Here is a 16,684-nt window from a genome sequence, read left to right as displayed (position 1 = left end):
GAGCAGCCACGACCTGAACCCATGGTGGAAGCGCTCATCCTGCTTGTGTTTCTGATCTCAGGTGCCTCAGCCGGCTGGATGGGCGTGCATCTGTTGCCTCAGGATCTGTTCAACGACACCACCAATGTCGAAGGTGTGCGCTGGGTGCTCACCGGCTTTGGCGCCTTCATTGGTCTGATTGCTGGCCTGGTCTTTCGCCGACTGCGTCAACAGCTGATGCGCCAAGTGCGCACCATGCCCACGGATCTGCTGGTCAGCCGAGCCGTGGGCCTGATTCTTGGGCTGCTAGTGGCCAACCTGCTCCTCGCCCCGATCCTGTTGCTGCCCCTCGCCGGTGCCGTGTCACTGGTGAAGCCGCTAGCGGCGGTGCTGAGCAATGTGTTCTTCGGAGTGCTGGGCTACAACCTCGCTGAAGTGCATGGCCGCACGCTCCTGCGCTTGTTCAACCCGTCGTCGACGGAGGCGCTGCTGGTGGCCGATGGGGTGCTGACTCCGGCCAGCGCCAAGATCCTCGACACCAGCGTGATCATTGATGGACGCATTCGCGGGCTCCTGGCCTGCGGATTGCTCGAGGGCCAGGTGATCGTGGCCCAGACGGTGATTGATGAGATGCAGCAGCTGGCCGACTCCGCCAATGCTGAGAAGCGGGCCCGTGGCCGGCGCGGGCTCAAGCTGCTGACAGATCTTCGCGAAACCTACGGTCGCCGACTGGTGATCAACACCACCCGCTACGACGGAGCTGGAACCGACGACCGCCTGCTGCAGCTGAGCGCCGATACCGGCGGCACCCTAGTGACGGCTGATTTCAACCTCGCCCAAGTGGCCCAGGTGCAGGAGCTGAAGGTGATGAACCTCAGTGAGCTGGTGATCGCCCTGCGTCCAGAGGTTCAGCCAGGCGATGAACTTCTGCTCAAGATCGTTCGCCAGGGCAAGGAAAACAACCAGGGCGTTGGCTACCTCGACGACGGCACCATGGTGGTCGTGGAAGGAGCCGGCACCGCGATCGGTGACCGCCTACCCGTGGTCGTGACCGGTGCCCTGCAGAACCCAAGCGGGCGGATGGTGTTTGCCCGCCTGGAGAAAGAATCCTCTGCCCCACGCTCAGCCAAGGCCAACCGCTCCCCACGAGGAAACAGTGGAAGCAAAGGAAATGAGCGGCCTCCGGCCAACCCCCGCTAGGCTCCCGAGACGCCAGGGGATGTGCAGAGGATGACCACGTCAGCGCCCTACTACGGGGATTCCACGGTGCTGCGGACTCCGCCACCGGATCTGCCCTCGCTGATGCTCAAGGAGAGGATCGTCTATCTCGGTCTTCCGCTGTTCTCCGACGATGACACCAAGCGTCAGCTCGGGCTTGATGTGACCGAACTGATCATTGCTCAGCTCCTTTACCTGGAGTTCGACAACCCTGACAAGCCGATCTACTTCTATATCAACTCCACCGGCACCAGTTGGTACACAGGGGATGCGATTGGCTTCGAGACCGAAGCCTTCGCGATCTGCGACACCCTTCGCTACGTCAAGCCCCCTGTGCACACGATCTGCATTGGCCAGGCCATGGGTACGGCCGCGGTGATCCTCTCCGCCGGCACCAAAGGGCAGCGTGCCGCCCTGCCCCATGCCTCGATCGTGCTGCACCAGCCGCGCAGCGGCGCCCGCGGCCAGGCCACGGACATTCAGATCCGTGCCAAGGAAGTGCTCCACAACAAGCGGGCGATGCTCGAAATTCTCTCGGAGAACACAGGGCGCAGCGTCGAGCAGCTCTCCAAGGATTCCGACAGGATGAGTTATCTGACACCGGAACAGGCTGTGGAGTACGGCTTGATTGATCGGGTGCTCAGCAGTCGAAAGGACCTACCCACCAGTCCTCCGGCCTCTCTCTGACCAGCTGACCAGGCCTGAAGCCGGAATCGCTTCAACATCACAGCTCACACCGCCCAGCCCCTCTCACTTCTGCTCGAGCCATGCCGATCGGTACCCCCAGCGTTCCCTACCGCCTCCCCGGCAGCCAGATGGAGCGCTGGGTCGACATCTACACCCGCCTTGGCGTTGAGCGGATTCTCTTCCTGGGCCAGGAAGTGAATGACGGCATCGCCAACAGCCTGGTGGCCCAGATGCTGTACCTGGATTCCGAAGACAGCAGCAAACCCATCTACCTGTACATCAACTCCCCAGGTGGATCCGTGACCGCCGGTCTGGCGATCTACGACACCATGCAATACGTCAAGAGCGACGTGGTGACCATCTGTGTGGGCCTGGCCGCCTCGATGGGTGCCTTTTTGTTGACAGCAGGTACCAAAGGCAAGCGCTTGGCCTTGCCCCACAGCCGCATCATGATCCACCAGCCCCTTGGCGGCACCGCCCAGCGGCAGGCGAGCGACATCGAAATCGAAGCCAACGAGATCCTGCGCATCAAGGAGATGCTCAACCGTTCGATGGCAGACATGACCGGTCAGAGCTTCGAGAAGATCGAGAAGGACACCGACCGCGACTACTTCCTAAGCGCTGAGGAAGCCAAGGATTACGGCCTCATCGATCGGGTGATCGCCCACCCCAACGACGCCTGAGCGTTCTGGCGTTTGCGTAAGCTCAGGCGTTATTCCGTTCAAGAATTCCGCCCGGATGGCCCAGCTCTTCTACGACTCCGATGCTGATCTCTCGCTGCTTAGCGGCAAGACGGTGGCCATCGTCGGCTACGGCTCCCAAGGCCACGCCCACGCCCTGAACCTCAAGGACAGCGGCGTCAACGTCGTGGTGGGCCTCTATGAGGGCAGCCGCTCCGCCGAGAAGGCCAAGGCGGATGGACTGGAAGTGCTGAGCGTGGCCGATGCGGCCGCCAAGGCTGACTGGATCATGGTGCTGCTGCCCGATGAATTCCAGAAAGACGTCTATGACAAGGAGATCGCTCCCCACCTGAGCGCCGGCAAGGTGCTGAGCTTCGCCCACGGATTCAACATCCGCTTCGGCCTGATCAAGCCCCCCGCCGATGTGGATGTGGTGATGATCGCCCCAAAAGGCCCTGGTCACACCGTGCGCTGGGAATACCAGAACGGTCAGGGCGTTCCCGCCCTGTTCGCGATCGAGCAAGACGCCTCCGGCAACGCCCGTGGGCTGGCGATGGCCTACGCGAAAGGCATCGGTGGCACCCGCGCCGGCATCCTCGAAACCAACTTCAAGGAGGAGACCGAAACCGATCTCTTCGGTGAGCAGGCCGTGCTTTGCGGTGGTCTCTCTGAGCTGGTGAAGGCTGGCTTTGAAACCCTGGTGGAAGCGGGTTATCAGCCCGAGCTCGCCTATTTCGAGTGCCTCCACGAAGTGAAGCTCATCGTGGACCTGATGGTGAAGGGTGGCCTGACCGCCATGCGCGACTCCATCTCCAACACTGCGGAATACGGCGACTACGTCAGTGGCCCGCGCTTGATCACCGCCGATACCAAGGCAGAGATGAAGCGGATCCTCTCCGACATTCAAGACGGCACCTTTGCCCGCAACTTTGTGGCCGAATGCGAAGCCGGCAAGCCTGAAATGAAGAAGATCCGCGACCGCGATGCCGAGCATCCGATCGAAAAGGTGGGCAAGGGCCTGCGCTCCATGTTCAGCTGGCTGAAAGCCGCCTGATCAGGGGCCATTCACCCTTTTCTCCTGGTGATTGCCGCCGCAGGTCTCGACCTGCTGGTTGGCGATCCCCGCTGGTGTCCCCATCCGGTGATCTGGATGGGGCGCTGGATCACAATCCTGCGAGCAGGGGTCGAACGCCTGGCTGGCGATCGACCCTGGGCCCTGAGGGCCGGCGGCACACTGATCACCGTGCTGCTGGTGGGCGCTAGTGCCGGATGCGGCTGGTGCATCGAAAGAGCGGCCCAACCAACGCTGTCCCCGCTGTTCTCAGCCTCGGGAACGGTCCTTCTGGTGATCGGCTTGGCCAGTGCCTTGGCCGCGCGCAGCCTGCGGTCCAGCGTGTTGGCAGTCCTCAAGGCGCTTCCCAGTTCAGATGGCGGTGACCTGTCATCGGCACGCCAACGACTGAGCTGGATCGTTGGACGCCAGACGGATGGCCTGCAAGAACCTGAGATCCTGCGAGCAGCGGCGGAAACCGCCAGTGAAAACGCAGTGGACGGACTCTTCGCACCCCTGTTTTGGATGTTGGTCGGTGCTGGCCTCTGGCAACTCGGCTGGCAAGGAGGTCCCGGTCCGCTCTGCCTGGCCTGGGCCTTCAAGGCCAGCAGCACCCTTGATTCGATGCTGGGTTATCGAACCGGAAGGCTTCGCTGGCTAGGGACCGCTGGAGCGAGGCTCGACGATTGGCTCACCTGGCTGCCCTGCCGCCTGGTGATGGTGAGCCTGCCCCTGATCTGTCGCCCTTGGAGCGCTTGGCTACGGCTGGTGCGTGCCGCTGAACGGGATGGCCGCCCCGATCCATCACCGAATGCAGGACGCTCCCAGGCGATCTATGCCCACTGCGCTGGTATTCGCCTCGGCGGCAGAAATCGCTATGGCGACCGCTGGGTGAACAAACCAGTCCTCGCAGGCAGCATGCCCGATGTCAATCAGAGCGCCGTGCACAGAATCCTGAACCTCAGTCTTGCCCTTGAAGGGGCATGGCTTCTGGTCGCTCTCATGATCAGCCGTCTGGCCGTCGCTCAGTAAGCGCCCCGATCCATCGGGAGCAGGAGCACTCCGAAGGTGCGCAGGATGATCGCCAAGTCAAGAAGGAACGAGCGACCACGGGCATAGGCCAGATCCAGCCGCACCCGCTTGGCGTAGCTGAGGTTGTTGCGTCCACTCACCTGCCAGAGCCCAGTGAGGCCAGGGCGCACAGCGAGAACCTCATCCATGTAGGGCCCGTAACGCTCAATCTCCTTATCAACGATCGGCCGAGGGCCGACCACACTCATCTCCCCCCTCAACACGTTGAGGAACTGAGGAAGCTCATCCAGACTCGAGCGACGCAGGAAACGACCGATCGGGGTGATACGGGGGTCCTGACGCAGCTTGAAGTCCCGCTCAAATTCGGCGCGCATCGTTGCTGATTCAGCCAGCACCCTGGCGAGCACCTGATCGGCATCGGCACGCATGGTGCGGAATTTGATGCAACCGAAATGCCGATAACCGCGCCCAACACGCCGCTGCACGTAAAACACCGGACCGGGAGAACTCAGCTTCACCAGCACGGCCAAAACAAGAAGCACCGGAGCACCGAGGCTGAGCACAGTCAGGGCAAACACCACATCGCCGCTGCGCTTGAGTGTGCGACCGAAGCCACTCTGCTGACGCACGAGCAGGCCGGCCGGCAGGGTGGAAGGCGGAGCGGCAAGCAATCGCAGATGTCGACGGCTGGCCTGACGACGCAGGGTGCTAACCATTTCGTTTCCCACGCGTCTCATTCCACTCAATCGCAACGCCCGAGCTCCGGCAGCCCACCAGGGTCACTCGCCGCAACGGCACAGGCCTTCCGATGGGCCAACCAGAGGCGGTCGACAAGCGTCTCAAAGCGGGACGCAAACGCCTCCGGACGAAAACGCTCGGCCCACAGGCGAAGGGACTCAGGGGCAAGCTCCTGCCAGAGGCGCCGCTCTTCAAACCAGCGCACTGCCTCAGCCACAGCGGCCGGAGTTTGCTCAGAAAACAGCACGCCAGTCGGGGCGGACACCCCGGCTGCCGCACAGCGGACACTGTCAAGCAAGCCGCCCCGTCCAAGAGCGATCACGGGGGCGCCGGCCGCCATCGCCTCCACTGGGGCAATGCCGAAATCTTCGAGGCCGGCATACACAAAAGCCCGGCAAGTTCCCATCAGCCTCTCGACCTGATCCTGGGGACATCGCCCAAGGATCTGAACCGATGGTCCCGCCAGTCGCTCCAGAGCAGAGCGCTCTGGCCCGTCTCCAACCACGAGGAGTGGCAACCCAAGGCGATTAAAGGCCTCCACCACCACATCCACCCGCTTGTAGGGCACAAGACGGCAGACGCAGAGATAGACGTCAGAGCGAGGGAGGTCCCAGCGGAAGCGCTCCACCTGTACGGGCGGATGCAGAACCTGAGCTTGGCGCCCCCAGAACTGTTGAATCCTCCGGGCCGTGAACCTGGAGTTGGCCAGAAGATGATCCACCCGCTGCGCACTGAGCTGATCCCACTGGCGCAGTGCATGCAGCTGCCAGCGGATGAGTGGTCCGAAGCCACGACGCACCAGGGCAGAGCGACGCAGATAGGCGTGCATCTGATCCCAGGCGTAACGCACGGGAGTGTGCACGTAGCTGATGTGAAGCTGATCTGGAGCCGTGAGAACTCCCTTGGCCACCAGATGGCTACTGCTGATCACGAGGGGGTAATCGGAGAGGTCGATCTGCTCGATCGCCAGGGGCAGGAGGGGCAGATACTGCTGCACATGGGAGGTGCCCCAGGGCAGCGCCTGAATCGGGCTGGTCAGAATGTGACGCCCCTGCCAGCGGCTCCCAGGACGGCTGCTTTCTCCATCCACGAGGGCCGCAAGATCAGGCCTGATGCCCCGGGAGGCGAGATGGTCATCCATGGCCGCCACCACCTGCTCAGCACCACCCACCGAGCGAGGGGTAAACCACTCGTGCACTAAAGCGATGCGACCGGGCAGGTTTGGCAAGGCCTCGCCTGGCATCAAAAGGAGGGCTCAGATTCATCACGAAGTCTCTCAGCAGGTTGCGCCTTTCGTGCACCCTCTCGAAGCTGGATCGATGTCCACGACGAACATGGCGATCCACGCCCTGCTGGAGGAGTCGCTGAGCGAACCATCGATTGGAGAAACCAGCTGCTTCCGATGGCATGCCACCCCTGTTGGCATTGCCGCCCTCTGGAACAAAAGCCAGTCACCGCTGACGCCTCCCTTTGAAGATGCGATGAAAGAAGGCCTGCAAGTGGGCCTGGATCTCAGCCGTGAGGAACGGGAATTTCACCAGGTGAGCCAGGGATTGGTGCTGTTATTTCACTCCTGATCCATCGACCAAGCCTGCTTGAAACGGAGAGGGTGGGATTCGAACCCACGAGGGTGTGACCCCTACACGATTTCGAGTCGTGCGCATTCAACCGGACTCTGCCACCTCTCCAAACGCCGATTAGGCGTACCTCACTTTAGGGGGCGACCCGTTGCCTGCCTCAGGTTCATACGGCGGCGACCGGCCTGAAGCAACAGCACCCCCTGTCCCGCCATCTGTTCTGGAGCCTGCAGTTCCAGCCCCGCACTCGCCAGTCGCTGGCCTGGGGCTAAAGGCGGCTGCCCCTGATGTTCCGCCAGCACCGTGCGCGCGACAGCACGCCAGCAAGGCAAGGCATCGCTGGCCACAGGATCGAGCAACGCAACCCAATCAAGACGACGATGGCCATGGGCCTCAACGAGACGGCGGGCCAGGGCACAGCTCCGCCGATCCCCATGGCTGCTCACGAGAGCGGCCCGCCCCTGATGACGTGCCAGCAGCCAATGGCGTCCCCACTGCTCCACCACCACCAGCCCATCGGCAAGCTGCACCATCGCCTGGATCAGCACCGCCAGCAGAAACAACGGCAGGGTTCGCAAGCGAAGACCACACCAGTGTTGAAGCAACCAAGGCAGCAGTCCCAGCACCAACAGCAGTACCACCCAAGGCTGAGGACGACCGGTCAGCAGCTGAGCAAAAGGCCATTGACTGATCCAAGTCACCATGGCGATCAGCAGCGCCGCCAGATGCTTTACGGGCCAGATCAACCAGGGCAGGAGCAGCAGGGTGACCCCCTCGGGGAGCACGAGCACCACGAGGGCCAGGGCCATGGACGCCAGGGTTAGGGGAGCCAGAAGAGGAGCAGCCAGCAGATTCGCCACCAACGCATACAAGGGCGTCGAACCGAAGTGCAGCAGCTGAAGCGGCAGGGTCCAGAGCAAGGCCGCCAACGGCACCGAGAGAGCGGTGGAGAGCCATGGGCCGAGGCGATGCGGCCATCGGGCCGCCAACCAGAGCTCCAGTGGCCGGGCGGTAATCACCAGACCGGCCGTGGCAGCAGCACTCAACTGAAACCCGATCGAGTGCAACCAGGCCGGGTGGATCAACAACATCAGCACAAGACTGAACACCAGCACCCCCAACGGTCGACTGCGCTGCCCGCCCTCGCGAATCAACAGCGCCACCGAACCCATCAACACTGCTCGCACCACGGAGGGCTGGGCACCAGCCAGGGCCAGAAACAGCCCCATCGCTCCGGCACCGCTGCTCAGTCGCCATGCCGCCGGCCAGGATCGGGCCATCGCAAGGGTGGTTCCAAGCAGGACCGACAGATGAAAGCCTGAAGCCGCCAGGGCGTGGGAGAGGCCAGCAACCCGAAAACCATCGCGCAGCTCGGCGGAGAGTTGCACCTGGGCACTGCCGAGCACCAACGCCGCCAGCAGACCGCCTCGATCCGGACCGGCCGCATCCTGAAATTGAGTGGCAATCCGTCGCCGGGCATCGGCCAGGGGGGTCCAGTCCTGCCCAGTGACCTCCAGCGCCTTGGTGCGGAACTGACTCCAGGCCCCATGGGCCGCCAGTCGTTGAGCCGGTGCACTCAGCAGGGGATGGGCCGCAGGTGCCGGTGCTCGCAGACGCCCCCTGGCACGGATCCAGGCACCCGCTCGCAATCCCTCCCGGCAGGGGCGCCACTGCAGTTCGGTGCGCCCCGATCGGCGCTGGCCATCGATCCGATGCACCTGCACAAGGGCCCGACAGGCCCCATCACGCAGGGGACCATCAGCCAACACGCGACCCTCAAGCCAAAGCATCGCGGCCTGGGACTTGGTGCTGATCAACGCCGCTGGATCCTGGGGCCCAGGGTTGGGTGCGGAGGCCCACAACAAGCGCAACGACAGCAGAGCCATCAGCACAAACAGCAGCAGGATCCGCGCTTTCGGCAGACGAGCGGGCATCGCTCAGGGACAAGGCTTCCCTGAGCATTCCCCCGGCTAAGGCTGCTTCAGGAGAGGGAAACCAAGCGCCTCCCGCTCCGCCAGCCAGGCCTCCGCAACTTTGCGGGCCAGATTGCGGATGCGGGCGATGGTGGCGGTGCGCTCGGTCACGGAGATCACTCCCCGGGCCTCCAGCAGGTTGAAGGTGTGGCTGCACTTCAGAACGAAGTCAAGAGCCGGTGCAGGCAGAGCCTTCTCGATCAGTGCCGCGGCCTCAGCTTCATAGATCGCGAACAGCTGCTTGAGTCGCTCAGGATCGGAAGCTTCGAAATTGAAGTGGCACTGTCCCTTTTCGAAGGGAAGCCAGAGATCGCCATAGCTGCGCTCTGCGTTCCAACTCAGATCCCAGATGCTCTCGACATCCTGGAGATACATGGCCAGGCGCTCCAGGCCGTAGGTGATTTCAATCGATACCGGACGGCAGTCGATGCCTCCGCACTGCTGGAAATAGGTGAACTGCGTCACCTCCATGCCATCCAGCCAAACTTCCCAGCCCACGCCCCAGGCCCCAAGGGTGGGCGACTCCCAGTTGTCTTCCACGAAACGAATGTCGTGCTCGGCCGCCTTGATCCCCAAGGCCTCAAGGGAGGCGAGGTAGGTCTCCTGAATGCCATCGGGCGAAGGCTTGATCAGCACTTGGTATTGGAAGTAGTGCTGTGCCCGGTTGGGATTGTCTCCGTAGCGCCCATCGGTGGGTCTGCGGCAGGGTTCGGGATACGCCACCGCCCAGGGTTCCGGCCCGATCGCACGCAACACCGTGTGCGGACTCATGGTGCCGGCGCCTTTTTCGGTGTCGTAGGGCTGCAGCAGCAGACACCCCTGGTCGGCCCAGAAACGATTGAGGGTGCTGATGATGTCCTGGAAGTGCATCCGCTGGCGGCCGATCGCACGCCATTCTCCAGCCGAAGGGTCCCCCTACCGGCTCAGGGAGAAGCAGCGATGCAAGTGGGCGATGGCGTGATGCCGATGGGGATTGCTGCGACTCGGACTCATCATTCCCAACCAGAAGCTGCCATCCCCCTGGAAGACGAGCACAGGCTTGGCGGATGCTTTGCCGTGGGAGTCCAGCAGCGACATGCAGAGCTTTTCTGCCACCTCCATGCCCTTCGGCCGAGCTCGCAGGCGACGCAGCACCGGATCCACCTGGGAGAACGAGACGAAGGTGGCGCGCTGGGAGTCGGTCACCAGGATCATCCCGTCAAGCCACTGCACCTCGAGGAGCAGGTCCTCGATCGAGGAGAGCAGAGAGGGGAGAGGGAACGCCACGGCCAAGCACCGTTTTCTTAATCATTTCTTTCTAAGCCCACCACCGCCCTGGTCGCAAGCGACACAGCATGAGACGAGATGGATGGTCATTTTTTCAGCAGCAGCAGACCCATCTGCCCCCCGGCGAGGGGGCGATGGTGAGCTTCAAGGAAGCCTGCGGCCAAGGCCATCTGCTCCTGAGCCGGGCCAGTGGCAAAACGTTCGAGACTGGCCTCTAAGTAGGCGTATTGATCACGCAAGCCCGCCATCGCAGCGGCTGGCACCACCAGCCTGCGCAAGTAAGCCCGCTGAAAAGCTTCTGCAGCGCTGCCGGGCGGTTGCCGGTTGAAATCCAGCACGGCAGCCCGCGCACCGGGCTTCAGCACCCGTTGCAACTCGCGCAGCCCCGCGGCGGGATCTTCCAAATTGCGTAACCCGTAAGCCATCACCGCTCCATCCAGAGCCGCGGGGGGAAGGCCTGTCGCGAGGGCATCTCCCTGGTGCCATCGGACAGGCAACCAGGGCTCTCGGGATGCCCGCTCCTGGGCCCGCCGCAAGGGGGCGGCCGCCGCATCGAGGCCCAGAACCTCACCCCCCGGACGTAGACGGCGGGCTAGCGCCAGGGCCAGATCCCCTGTGCCGCAGCAAAGATCAAGCCAGCGCTCGCCCGGACGGGGCTGCAACCAGACCAGCATCTGCCGCTTCCAATGGCGATGCAGGCCAAGACTGAGCAGGTCGTTCAGGCGGTCGTAACGGGGGGCAACAGCGTTGAAGAGCTGCTCAACGGCTGCGGGATCTCCGGGTTTCAAAGGGACCGTTCTCAGAGCGGCAGGCCGTTCAATGTCATCACCATGACCGTCGCGAGGCCCACGGCGGCAGAACAGACCATGCAGCCAGCCAGCATGAGCGAAAACTCCTGCTGATCAACAGCCGCCTGCATCAATTGCAAGGCCCAGGCCACCAAAGCGATGACTGCGAGCACTGCGACCAAGCCAACCGGCAGAGCCCAGGCGCGTTCGACCAGGGGCAGACCAGCCACCGCAGCCTTTCACATAACTTCACCGATCCTAAGGAGCTGATCAGGTCTGCGCGGGCCGGATCGGCAGACCCCGACGCAACAGATCCGCCTTGATGACCTCCACGGTCAGAACCCCGTCATGAAGCAGCGAAGCCAACAGGGCAGCCGAGGCCTGCCCCCCCGCTGGCCCCTGATCGAGCGCGGCTGCGATGTGATCCAGGCATCCCGCCCCTCCTGAGGCGATCACAGGCACGGGCACCGCCTGGGCAACGGCCCGCGTGAGCGCCAGGTCGTAGCCCGCCTGGGTGCCATCGCCATCCATGGAGGTGAGCAGGATTTCCCCCGCACCAAGCTCCGCCACCCGACGCGCCCACTCCACGGCATCCAGACCGGTGTTCTCACGTCCACCCTTGACGTACACATCCCAGCCGCCGCCATCCCTGGCCCGGGCATCGATCGCCACCACGATGCATTGACAGCCGAACCGTTCGGCGCCCCTGGCCACCAGCTCAGGCTCATGCACGGCTGAGGAATTGAGGCTCACCTTGTCGGCCCCCGCCCGCAGAAGCTCGGTGATCCCCTCCACGGAACGAATCCCACCTCCAACAGTGAAGGGAATCGTGACCGCTTCAGCGGTGCGACGCACTAGATCCACCAGGGTGCCGCGCCCTTGATGACTGGCGGCGATGTCGAGAAACACCAGTTCATCAGCCCCGGCATGGCTGTAGCGGCAAGCCAGCTCCACCGGATCACCGGCATCGCGCAGCCCCACAAAATTCACGCCCTTGACGACACGACCGTCAGCGACATCCAGGCAGGGAATCAGGCGAAGGGCAACCATCAAGCCTTTGGCAAAGATCGGGGGCGCAGCTGTTAGGGTGACGCCCACTTTCCAAGCCTTGCAGGCCATGTCACAGCAGGCGGCAGTCACCATCGACATCGGCTCCAAGGTGCGGGTCACGCGAGTGCGTGATCGCATTCCGGCAAGCCTCGTGGAGCTTCTCAAGAAGGACGCCACCGGCACCGTGATCGATTTCCGGACCACCGATGGCAAAGGGATCGGTGTTGTGGTGGAGCTCAGCAATGGCGCCACCTGCTGGTTCTTCGATGACGAAATCGCCCCCGCCTGAGGCTCAGGCCCATGAGTGACGCCCGTCAACTGCTTGGCATGAAAGGTGCCAGCGGCACCACCAACATTTGGAAGCTGCGCCTGCAGCTGATGAAGCCGGTCACCTGGATCCCCCTGATTTGGGGTGTGGTCTGCGGTGCCGCCGCCAGCGGCAATTACCAATGGCGTTGGGATCACTTTCTGGCGGCCTTGGCCTGCATGGTGATGAGCGGTCCGCTCCTGGCGGGCTTCACCCAGACGATCAACGACTACTACGACCGGGAGATCGACGCGATCAACGAGCCCTATCGGCCGATCCCCTCCGGCGCGATTCCGCTCGGTCAGGTCAAGCTTCAGATCTGGGTGCTGCTGCTGGCAGGACTGGCTGTGGCCTGGGGCCTGGACCTCTGGGCGGGACATCAGACCCCCGTGCTGCTGCTGCTGGCACTCGGCGGCTCTTTCGTGAGTTACATCTATTCCGCTCCACCCCTAAAGCTGAAGCAGAACGGCTGGCTCGGGAACTATGCCCTTGGCGCCAGTTACATCGCCCTCCCCTGGTGGGCTGGCCAAGCCCTTTTCGGACAGCTCACCTGGGCAACGGCGATCCTCACGCTTGCTTACAGCCTCGCCGGTCTTGGCATCGCCGTTGTGAACGACTTCAAGAGCGTCGAAGGCGATAAGGCCCTTGGCCTTCAATCGCTACCGGTGGTGTTTGGTCTTGAGAAAGCCAGCTGGATCAGCGCAGGAATGATCGATGTGTTTCAGCTGCTGATGGTTGCCGTTCTGATCGCCATCGGACAGCATTTCGCTGCTGTGTTGCTCGTGCTCTTGATCGTGCCCCAGATCACCTTCCAGGACATCTGGCTGCTGCGAGACCCCGTCGCCTTTGATGTGAAATATCAGGCCAGTGCCCAGCCGTTTCTGGTGCTCGGCATGCTTGTGACCGCTCTCGCTGTTGGTCACAGCTCCTTGACCCAGGTGATGTGAAGCGCACCCGCCGTCACTGGCTGATCCTGGCTGCCACAGCTGGAGGTGTGGGGATTGGCGTGGCCATGGGCCAGGCCGTAATCACTCAGGCCCTGGATGCCACCCTCCCGGACGCCCGCGGCATCGCTCGCTTCAACCGCCCCGGCACCATCACCCTGCTCTCCAGCGATGGGCAGGTGATTCAAAAGCTGGGCCCGGCAACGCGAGAGAAGATCGAGCCGGGGCAGATGCCTGAACTGGTGAAGCAGGCGTTCGTGGCCGCGGAGGATCGCCGTTTCTATGAGCACGACGGCGTTGACCTCTGGGGCATCAGCCGCGCTGTGGTCACCAACCTCCGCCAGGGGGCGGTGCGTGAAGGTGCCAGCACGATTACTCAACAGCTGGCCCGCACCGTTTTCCTCAGCCAAGACCGCACCATCACCCGCAAGCTGAAGGAAGCAGCCCTCGCTTACAAGCTTGAGCGCCAGCTCAGCAAAGATCAGATCCTTGAGCAATATCTGAATTACGTCTATCTCGGCTCCAGTGCCTACGGCGTCTCCGATGCCGCCTGGGTGTACTTCTCCAAGACGCCTGATCAGCTCACCCTGTCGGAAGCGGCCCTGATCGCCGGCCTGCCACCGGCCCCCTCGATCTACTCCCCCCTGGTGAATCCAGAGCTGGCCCTGGAAAGGCGCTCCATCGTGCTGGAGAGGATGCAACAAGCGGGCTTCATCAATGCCGCGCAGGCTGAGGAAGCGCGTCGCAGTCCCCTGAACCTCAAACCAGCGACACCCAAATATTTCAACAGTGCCGCCCCTTACTTCACTAGCTGGGTGGCGCAGCAGCTGCCGCGAATCCTCAGCCCCGAGCAGCTCGAGGTGGGCGGCCTGAAGATCCGCACCAGCCTCAACCTCAACTGGCAGAGGGATGCCCAAAAGGTGGTGCGTGAATTCGCCCCCAACGGCACCGAGGGATCGATCGTGTCGATCGAACCGGGCACTGGCCTGGTGAGGGTGATGGTGGGCGGAAAAGACTTCAACACGAGTCAGTTCAACCGGGCGACCCAGGCCCTGCGCTCTCCTGGATCCACCTTCAAGCTGTTCCCGTATGCAGCGGCGATCAACGCGGGTGTCAAGCCAGAAGACATCTTCAACGACGCCCCCCGCTGCTGGAGGGGCTATTGCCCCAAGAACTTCGGCAATAAATATTTCGGACCGATCTCCCTGGCCGATGCCCTCAAGAACTCGCTGAACACCGTGGCCGTGCAGTTGCAGGACAAGGTGGGCTTCGATCCGATCATCGCCATGGCCAACAACCTGGGGATCGGCACCACGCGCCCCTTGGGCAAGTACTACCCCATGGCAATCGGTGCCTACGAGCAAACGATCCTCGACATGACCGCCGCCTATGCGGCAGTGGCCAATCGCGGGGTCTATGTGAAACCGAGTGCGTTTGAAGAGATCCGCGGACCCGGCGGGGAGGTGCTCTGGAGTCGTCGGGTGGATGGCGATCGGGGCCGACGCGCCGTCGACAGCGACGTGGCCGACGCCATGAACTGGATGCTGCAACGGGTGGTGGAGGGGGGCACCGGGGTTGCCGCCAAACTCAACGACCGTCCGGTGGCCGGCAAGACCGGCACCTCAGAGGGGGCCCGGGACCTGTGGTTCATTGGCTCCATTCCCCAACTCACCACCGCCGTCTGGTTCGGCTTTGATAACAACGCCGACACCAATAGCAACAGCGGCGAAGCGGCCTGGGCCTGGAACCAGCTCATGACCAAGATCAAAGAGCAGTTCCCGGTGCAGAACTTCCCCCCTAAGCCTGAGCTGAAGCGCACCTTCAGGAAACCCGGCAGTGAAGCGAAAAAACCTGGCCAGAACCAGGAGGCTCCCTTCCGGGGCTATGAATACAACCCCGATCCAACGATCTGGGCACCCGAGTCCACAGACCCCAACCAGCCCACTGCCCCTCAGGCCCCACCACCGCGCTACATCGCCCCGCCCGGCGGCCCACCGGTGGATGAGAACTTCAGGCCCCTGCCGGTGCAGTGATGTTCTAGGTGGGGACACCCGACGTGGTGATCACAGCGGCATAGAACCCGTCCCCCCCGGTTGGATCAGGCCAGCGCTGCTCCTCGGAGATCAGACGTAGAGACGGTTGGGCCTTGAGAAGGGTCGCAATCTGCCGATGGTTTTCCGCCGGATGGATCGTGCAGGTGGCGTACACCAGGCGACCACCCGGAGCGAGCAGGGGCACCATGGCCTCCAAGAGACGGGCCTGAAGAGGGAGCAACCCAGCCACGCTCTCAGGCGTCACCCGCCAACGGGCATCAGCATGGCGAGCAAGGGTGCCTAGGCCAGAGCAAGGGGCATCGAGCAGGATTCGCTGGAACGCTCCTCGCCATTGGGGGCGATCCTGCAGCAAGTCGCCAGCATCAGCCGCCAGGGCATTCACGCAGCCCAGACCCAACCGACTGGCATTGGCTGCAACCCTCTGCAGGCGACCAGCGGAGCGATCCACGGCCCACACCTCACCGCAATCGCCCATCAGCTCCGCCAGATGGGTGGCCTTTCCACCGGGGGCGGCGCAGGCATCCAGCACCCGATCGCCAGGCTGGGGCTCCATCAGGGGCGCCACCCACTGGGCGGCCCGGTCCTGCACACACCAGAGCCCCTCCTCAAACCCCGGCCACTGGCGCAGATCACCACCGGATCCGAGCACCTGCAATCCATCGGGGCAACCCTCGATCGAGCTGGTCTCGAGGCCGGCAGCGCTCAGGGCTGCCGAGACAGCCTCTGGGGTGCTGCGCAGCCGATTGATGCGCAGGTCAAGGGGCGGCACCTGATTGCAGGCGCGGGCCACCAGCTCCGCCTGCTCGGCCCCGCACCAACGCAGCAATTCCCCTGCAAACCAGTCCGGCAGGGAGTGCAGCAGAGCAAGCTGGCCTGCGGGGTCGGAGGGCAGCGGCAATGACTCCCCCGCCTCATGGGCCCGCAAAGCGGAACGGAGCAGGCCATTCACCACCGGCGCCAGTCGCCCCAGCCCATGGCGTTTCGCCAGCTCCACCGTGGTGTTCACCGCCGCCGCCGCCGGGATCCGCTCCATCTGCAGCAATTGATAGAGACCCAGATGCAACAGCCAGCGCAGACGGGGCGGCTGCTTGAGGGCCGGCACCTTGCCAAGCCGATCAAGCCAGGCATCCAGCCAGCGACGTCGCCGGATCGCGCCATAGGCCAATTCCGTGGCCAGGCCGCGGTCAGCCGCGGAGACCGTCTGTCCGCGTAGGACCCGCTCGAGGGCGACGTCGGCATAGGCCCCAGCCGCCACGGCCTCCAGCACCTCCCAAGCCAAACGGCGCGGGGCAAGGCCCACCGCAGGGGTGCTGATGGCGGACTCAGGCACGGGCATCGTC

General features: G+C 63.4%; 18 protein-coding genes and 1 tRNA gene. 9 read left to right on the top strand and 10 right to left on the bottom strand.

The annotated features are described in order from the left end of the window. Positions 1–21: 21 nt before the first annotated feature. The 5 genes from CWE16_RS11220 to cbiB all read left to right on the top strand — a co-directional run bounded on the left by CWE16_RS11220 (position 22) and on the right by cbiB (position 4,647). A complete protein-coding gene (locus CWE16_RS11220) occupies positions 22–1,179 on the top strand; it encodes a PIN/TRAM domain-containing protein (RefSeq protein WP_131595464.1) in 1,158 nt (385 codons plus the stop codon). 30 nt (positions 1,180–1,209) lie between these two features. Continuing rightward, positions 1,210–1,884, top strand: a complete 675-nt coding sequence (locus tag CWE16_RS11215; RefSeq protein ID WP_131595462.1) for an ATP-dependent Clp protease proteolytic subunit — start codon at positions 1,210–1,212, stop codon at positions 1,882–1,884. 80 nt (positions 1,885–1,964) lie between these two features. Beyond that, the gene (locus CWE16_RS11210; protein WP_131456173.1) at positions 1,965–2,567 is read left to right on the top strand and encodes an ATP-dependent Clp protease proteolytic subunit; all 603 of its coding nucleotides are present in this window, start codon (positions 1,965–1,967) and stop codon (positions 2,565–2,567) included. 55 nt (positions 2,568–2,622) lie between these two features. Beyond that, positions 2,623–3,618, top strand: coding sequence for a ketol-acid reductoisomerase (gene ilvC, locus CWE16_RS11205; RefSeq protein ID WP_131456171.1), 996 nt, complete (start codon positions 2,623–2,625; stop codon positions 3,616–3,618). A gap of 27 nt (positions 3,619–3,645) precedes the next feature. Continuing rightward, the gene (gene cbiB, locus CWE16_RS11200; RefSeq protein ID WP_131595460.1) at positions 3,646–4,647 is read left to right on the top strand and encodes an adenosylcobinamide-phosphate synthase CbiB; all 1,002 of its coding nucleotides are present in this window, start codon (positions 3,646–3,648) and stop codon (positions 4,645–4,647) included. On the opposite strand, the gene CWE16_RS11195 is transcribed toward cbiB, so the two are convergent. Further along, positions 4,641–5,363: a sugar transferase gene (locus tag CWE16_RS11195; RefSeq protein WP_236629715.1), complete on the bottom strand. Its 723-nt coding sequence runs from the start codon at positions 5,361–5,363 to the stop codon at positions 4,641–4,643. The genes cbiB and CWE16_RS11195 overlap by 7 nt on opposite strands. Before the next feature lie 26 nt (positions 5,364–5,389). Beyond that, positions 5,390–6,628: a glycosyltransferase gene (locus CWE16_RS11190; protein ID WP_131595458.1), complete on the bottom strand. Its 1,239-nt coding sequence runs from the start codon at positions 6,626–6,628 to the stop codon at positions 5,390–5,392. 76 nt (positions 6,629–6,704) lie between these two features. Here CWE16_RS11190 and CWE16_RS11185 point away from each other — a divergent pair, with 76 nt between their 5' ends. Beyond that, positions 6,705–6,962 (top strand): hypothetical protein, encoded by a 258-nt coding sequence (locus CWE16_RS11185; RefSeq protein ID WP_185189932.1) that lies wholly within the window; start codon positions 6,705–6,707, stop codon positions 6,960–6,962. Between the two features lie 24 nt (positions 6,963–6,986). Here the strand turns inward: CWE16_RS11185 and CWE16_RS11180 are convergent. The 7 genes from CWE16_RS11180 to hisF all read right to left on the bottom strand — a co-directional run bounded on the left by CWE16_RS11180 (position 6,987) and on the right by hisF (position 12,039). Further along, positions 6,987–7,073 (bottom strand) — tRNA-Ser (locus CWE16_RS11180). 20 nt (positions 7,074–7,093) lie between these two features. Then, positions 7,094–8,896: a ComEC/Rec2 family competence protein gene (locus CWE16_RS11175; protein WP_131595456.1), complete on the bottom strand. Its 1,803-nt coding sequence runs from the start codon at positions 8,894–8,896 to the stop codon at positions 7,094–7,096. A gap of 36 nt (positions 8,897–8,932) precedes the next feature. After that, positions 8,933–9,805: a glycine--tRNA ligase subunit alpha gene (gene glyQ, locus CWE16_RS11170; protein WP_131595454.1), complete on the bottom strand. Its 873-nt coding sequence runs from the start codon at positions 9,803–9,805 to the stop codon at positions 8,933–8,935. Between the two features lie 45 nt (positions 9,806–9,850). Further along, the gene (locus CWE16_RS11165) at positions 9,851–10,201 is read right to left on the bottom strand and encodes a hypothetical protein (protein ID WP_131456159.1); all 351 of its coding nucleotides are present in this window, start codon (positions 10,199–10,201) and stop codon (positions 9,851–9,853) included. A gap of 86 nt (positions 10,202–10,287) precedes the next feature. Next, entirely contained in the window at positions 10,288–10,989 is a 702-nt protein-coding gene (gene ubiE / locus CWE16_RS11160) for a bifunctional demethylmenaquinone methyltransferase/2-methoxy-6-polyprenyl-1,4-benzoquinol methylase UbiE (protein WP_131595452.1), read from the bottom strand. A gap of 11 nt (positions 10,990–11,000) precedes the next feature. After that, entirely contained in the window at positions 11,001–11,219 is a 219-nt protein-coding gene (locus CWE16_RS11155; RefSeq protein ID WP_131595450.1) for a hypothetical protein, read from the bottom strand. Between the two features lie 40 nt (positions 11,220–11,259). Then, entirely contained in the window at positions 11,260–12,039 is a 780-nt protein-coding gene (gene hisF, locus CWE16_RS11150; protein ID WP_131595448.1) for an imidazole glycerol phosphate synthase subunit HisF, read from the bottom strand. A gap of 67 nt (positions 12,040–12,106) precedes the next feature. Between hisF and petP the strand changes: the two genes are divergently transcribed. Genes petP through CWE16_RS11135 form a run of 3 tightly spaced genes read left to right on the top strand, consistent with a single transcriptional unit; the run spans position 12,107 to position 15,323 of the window. Then, positions 12,107–12,328 (top strand): cytochrome b6f subunit PetP, encoded by a 222-nt coding sequence (petP, locus tag CWE16_RS11145; protein WP_131595446.1) that lies wholly within the window; start codon positions 12,107–12,109, stop codon positions 12,326–12,328. Positions 12,329–12,339: 11 nt separating this feature from the next. After that, positions 12,340–13,293 carry a chlorophyll synthase ChlG gene (chlG, locus tag CWE16_RS11140; RefSeq protein WP_131595444.1) on the top strand — a complete coding sequence of 318 codons (954 nt, stop codon included), beginning with the start codon at positions 12,340–12,342 and terminating at the stop codon, positions 13,291–13,293. After that, the gene (locus CWE16_RS11135; RefSeq protein ID WP_131595442.1) at positions 13,290–15,323 is read left to right on the top strand and encodes a transglycosylase domain-containing protein; all 2,034 of its coding nucleotides are present in this window, start codon (positions 13,290–13,292) and stop codon (positions 15,321–15,323) included. The genes chlG and CWE16_RS11135 overlap by 4 nt, the downstream gene beginning before the upstream one ends. Before the next feature lie 4 nt (positions 15,324–15,327). Here the strand turns inward: CWE16_RS11135 and CWE16_RS11130 are convergent, their stop codons facing one another. Beyond that, positions 15,328–16,680 (bottom strand): 16S rRNA (cytosine(967)-C(5))-methyltransferase, encoded by a 1,353-nt coding sequence (locus tag CWE16_RS11130; protein ID WP_131595440.1) that lies wholly within the window; start codon positions 16,678–16,680, stop codon positions 15,328–15,330. Positions 16,681–16,684: the final 4 nt, after the last annotated feature.

This window comes from Synechococcus sp. BS55D (genome assembly GCF_004332415.1).
GTDB lineage: Bacteria > Cyanobacteriota > Cyanobacteriia > PCC-6307 > Cyanobiaceae > Synechococcus_C.
Note: the sequence above shows the minus strand (reverse complement) of the source record. Positions and strands in the feature narration are given on the sequence as shown.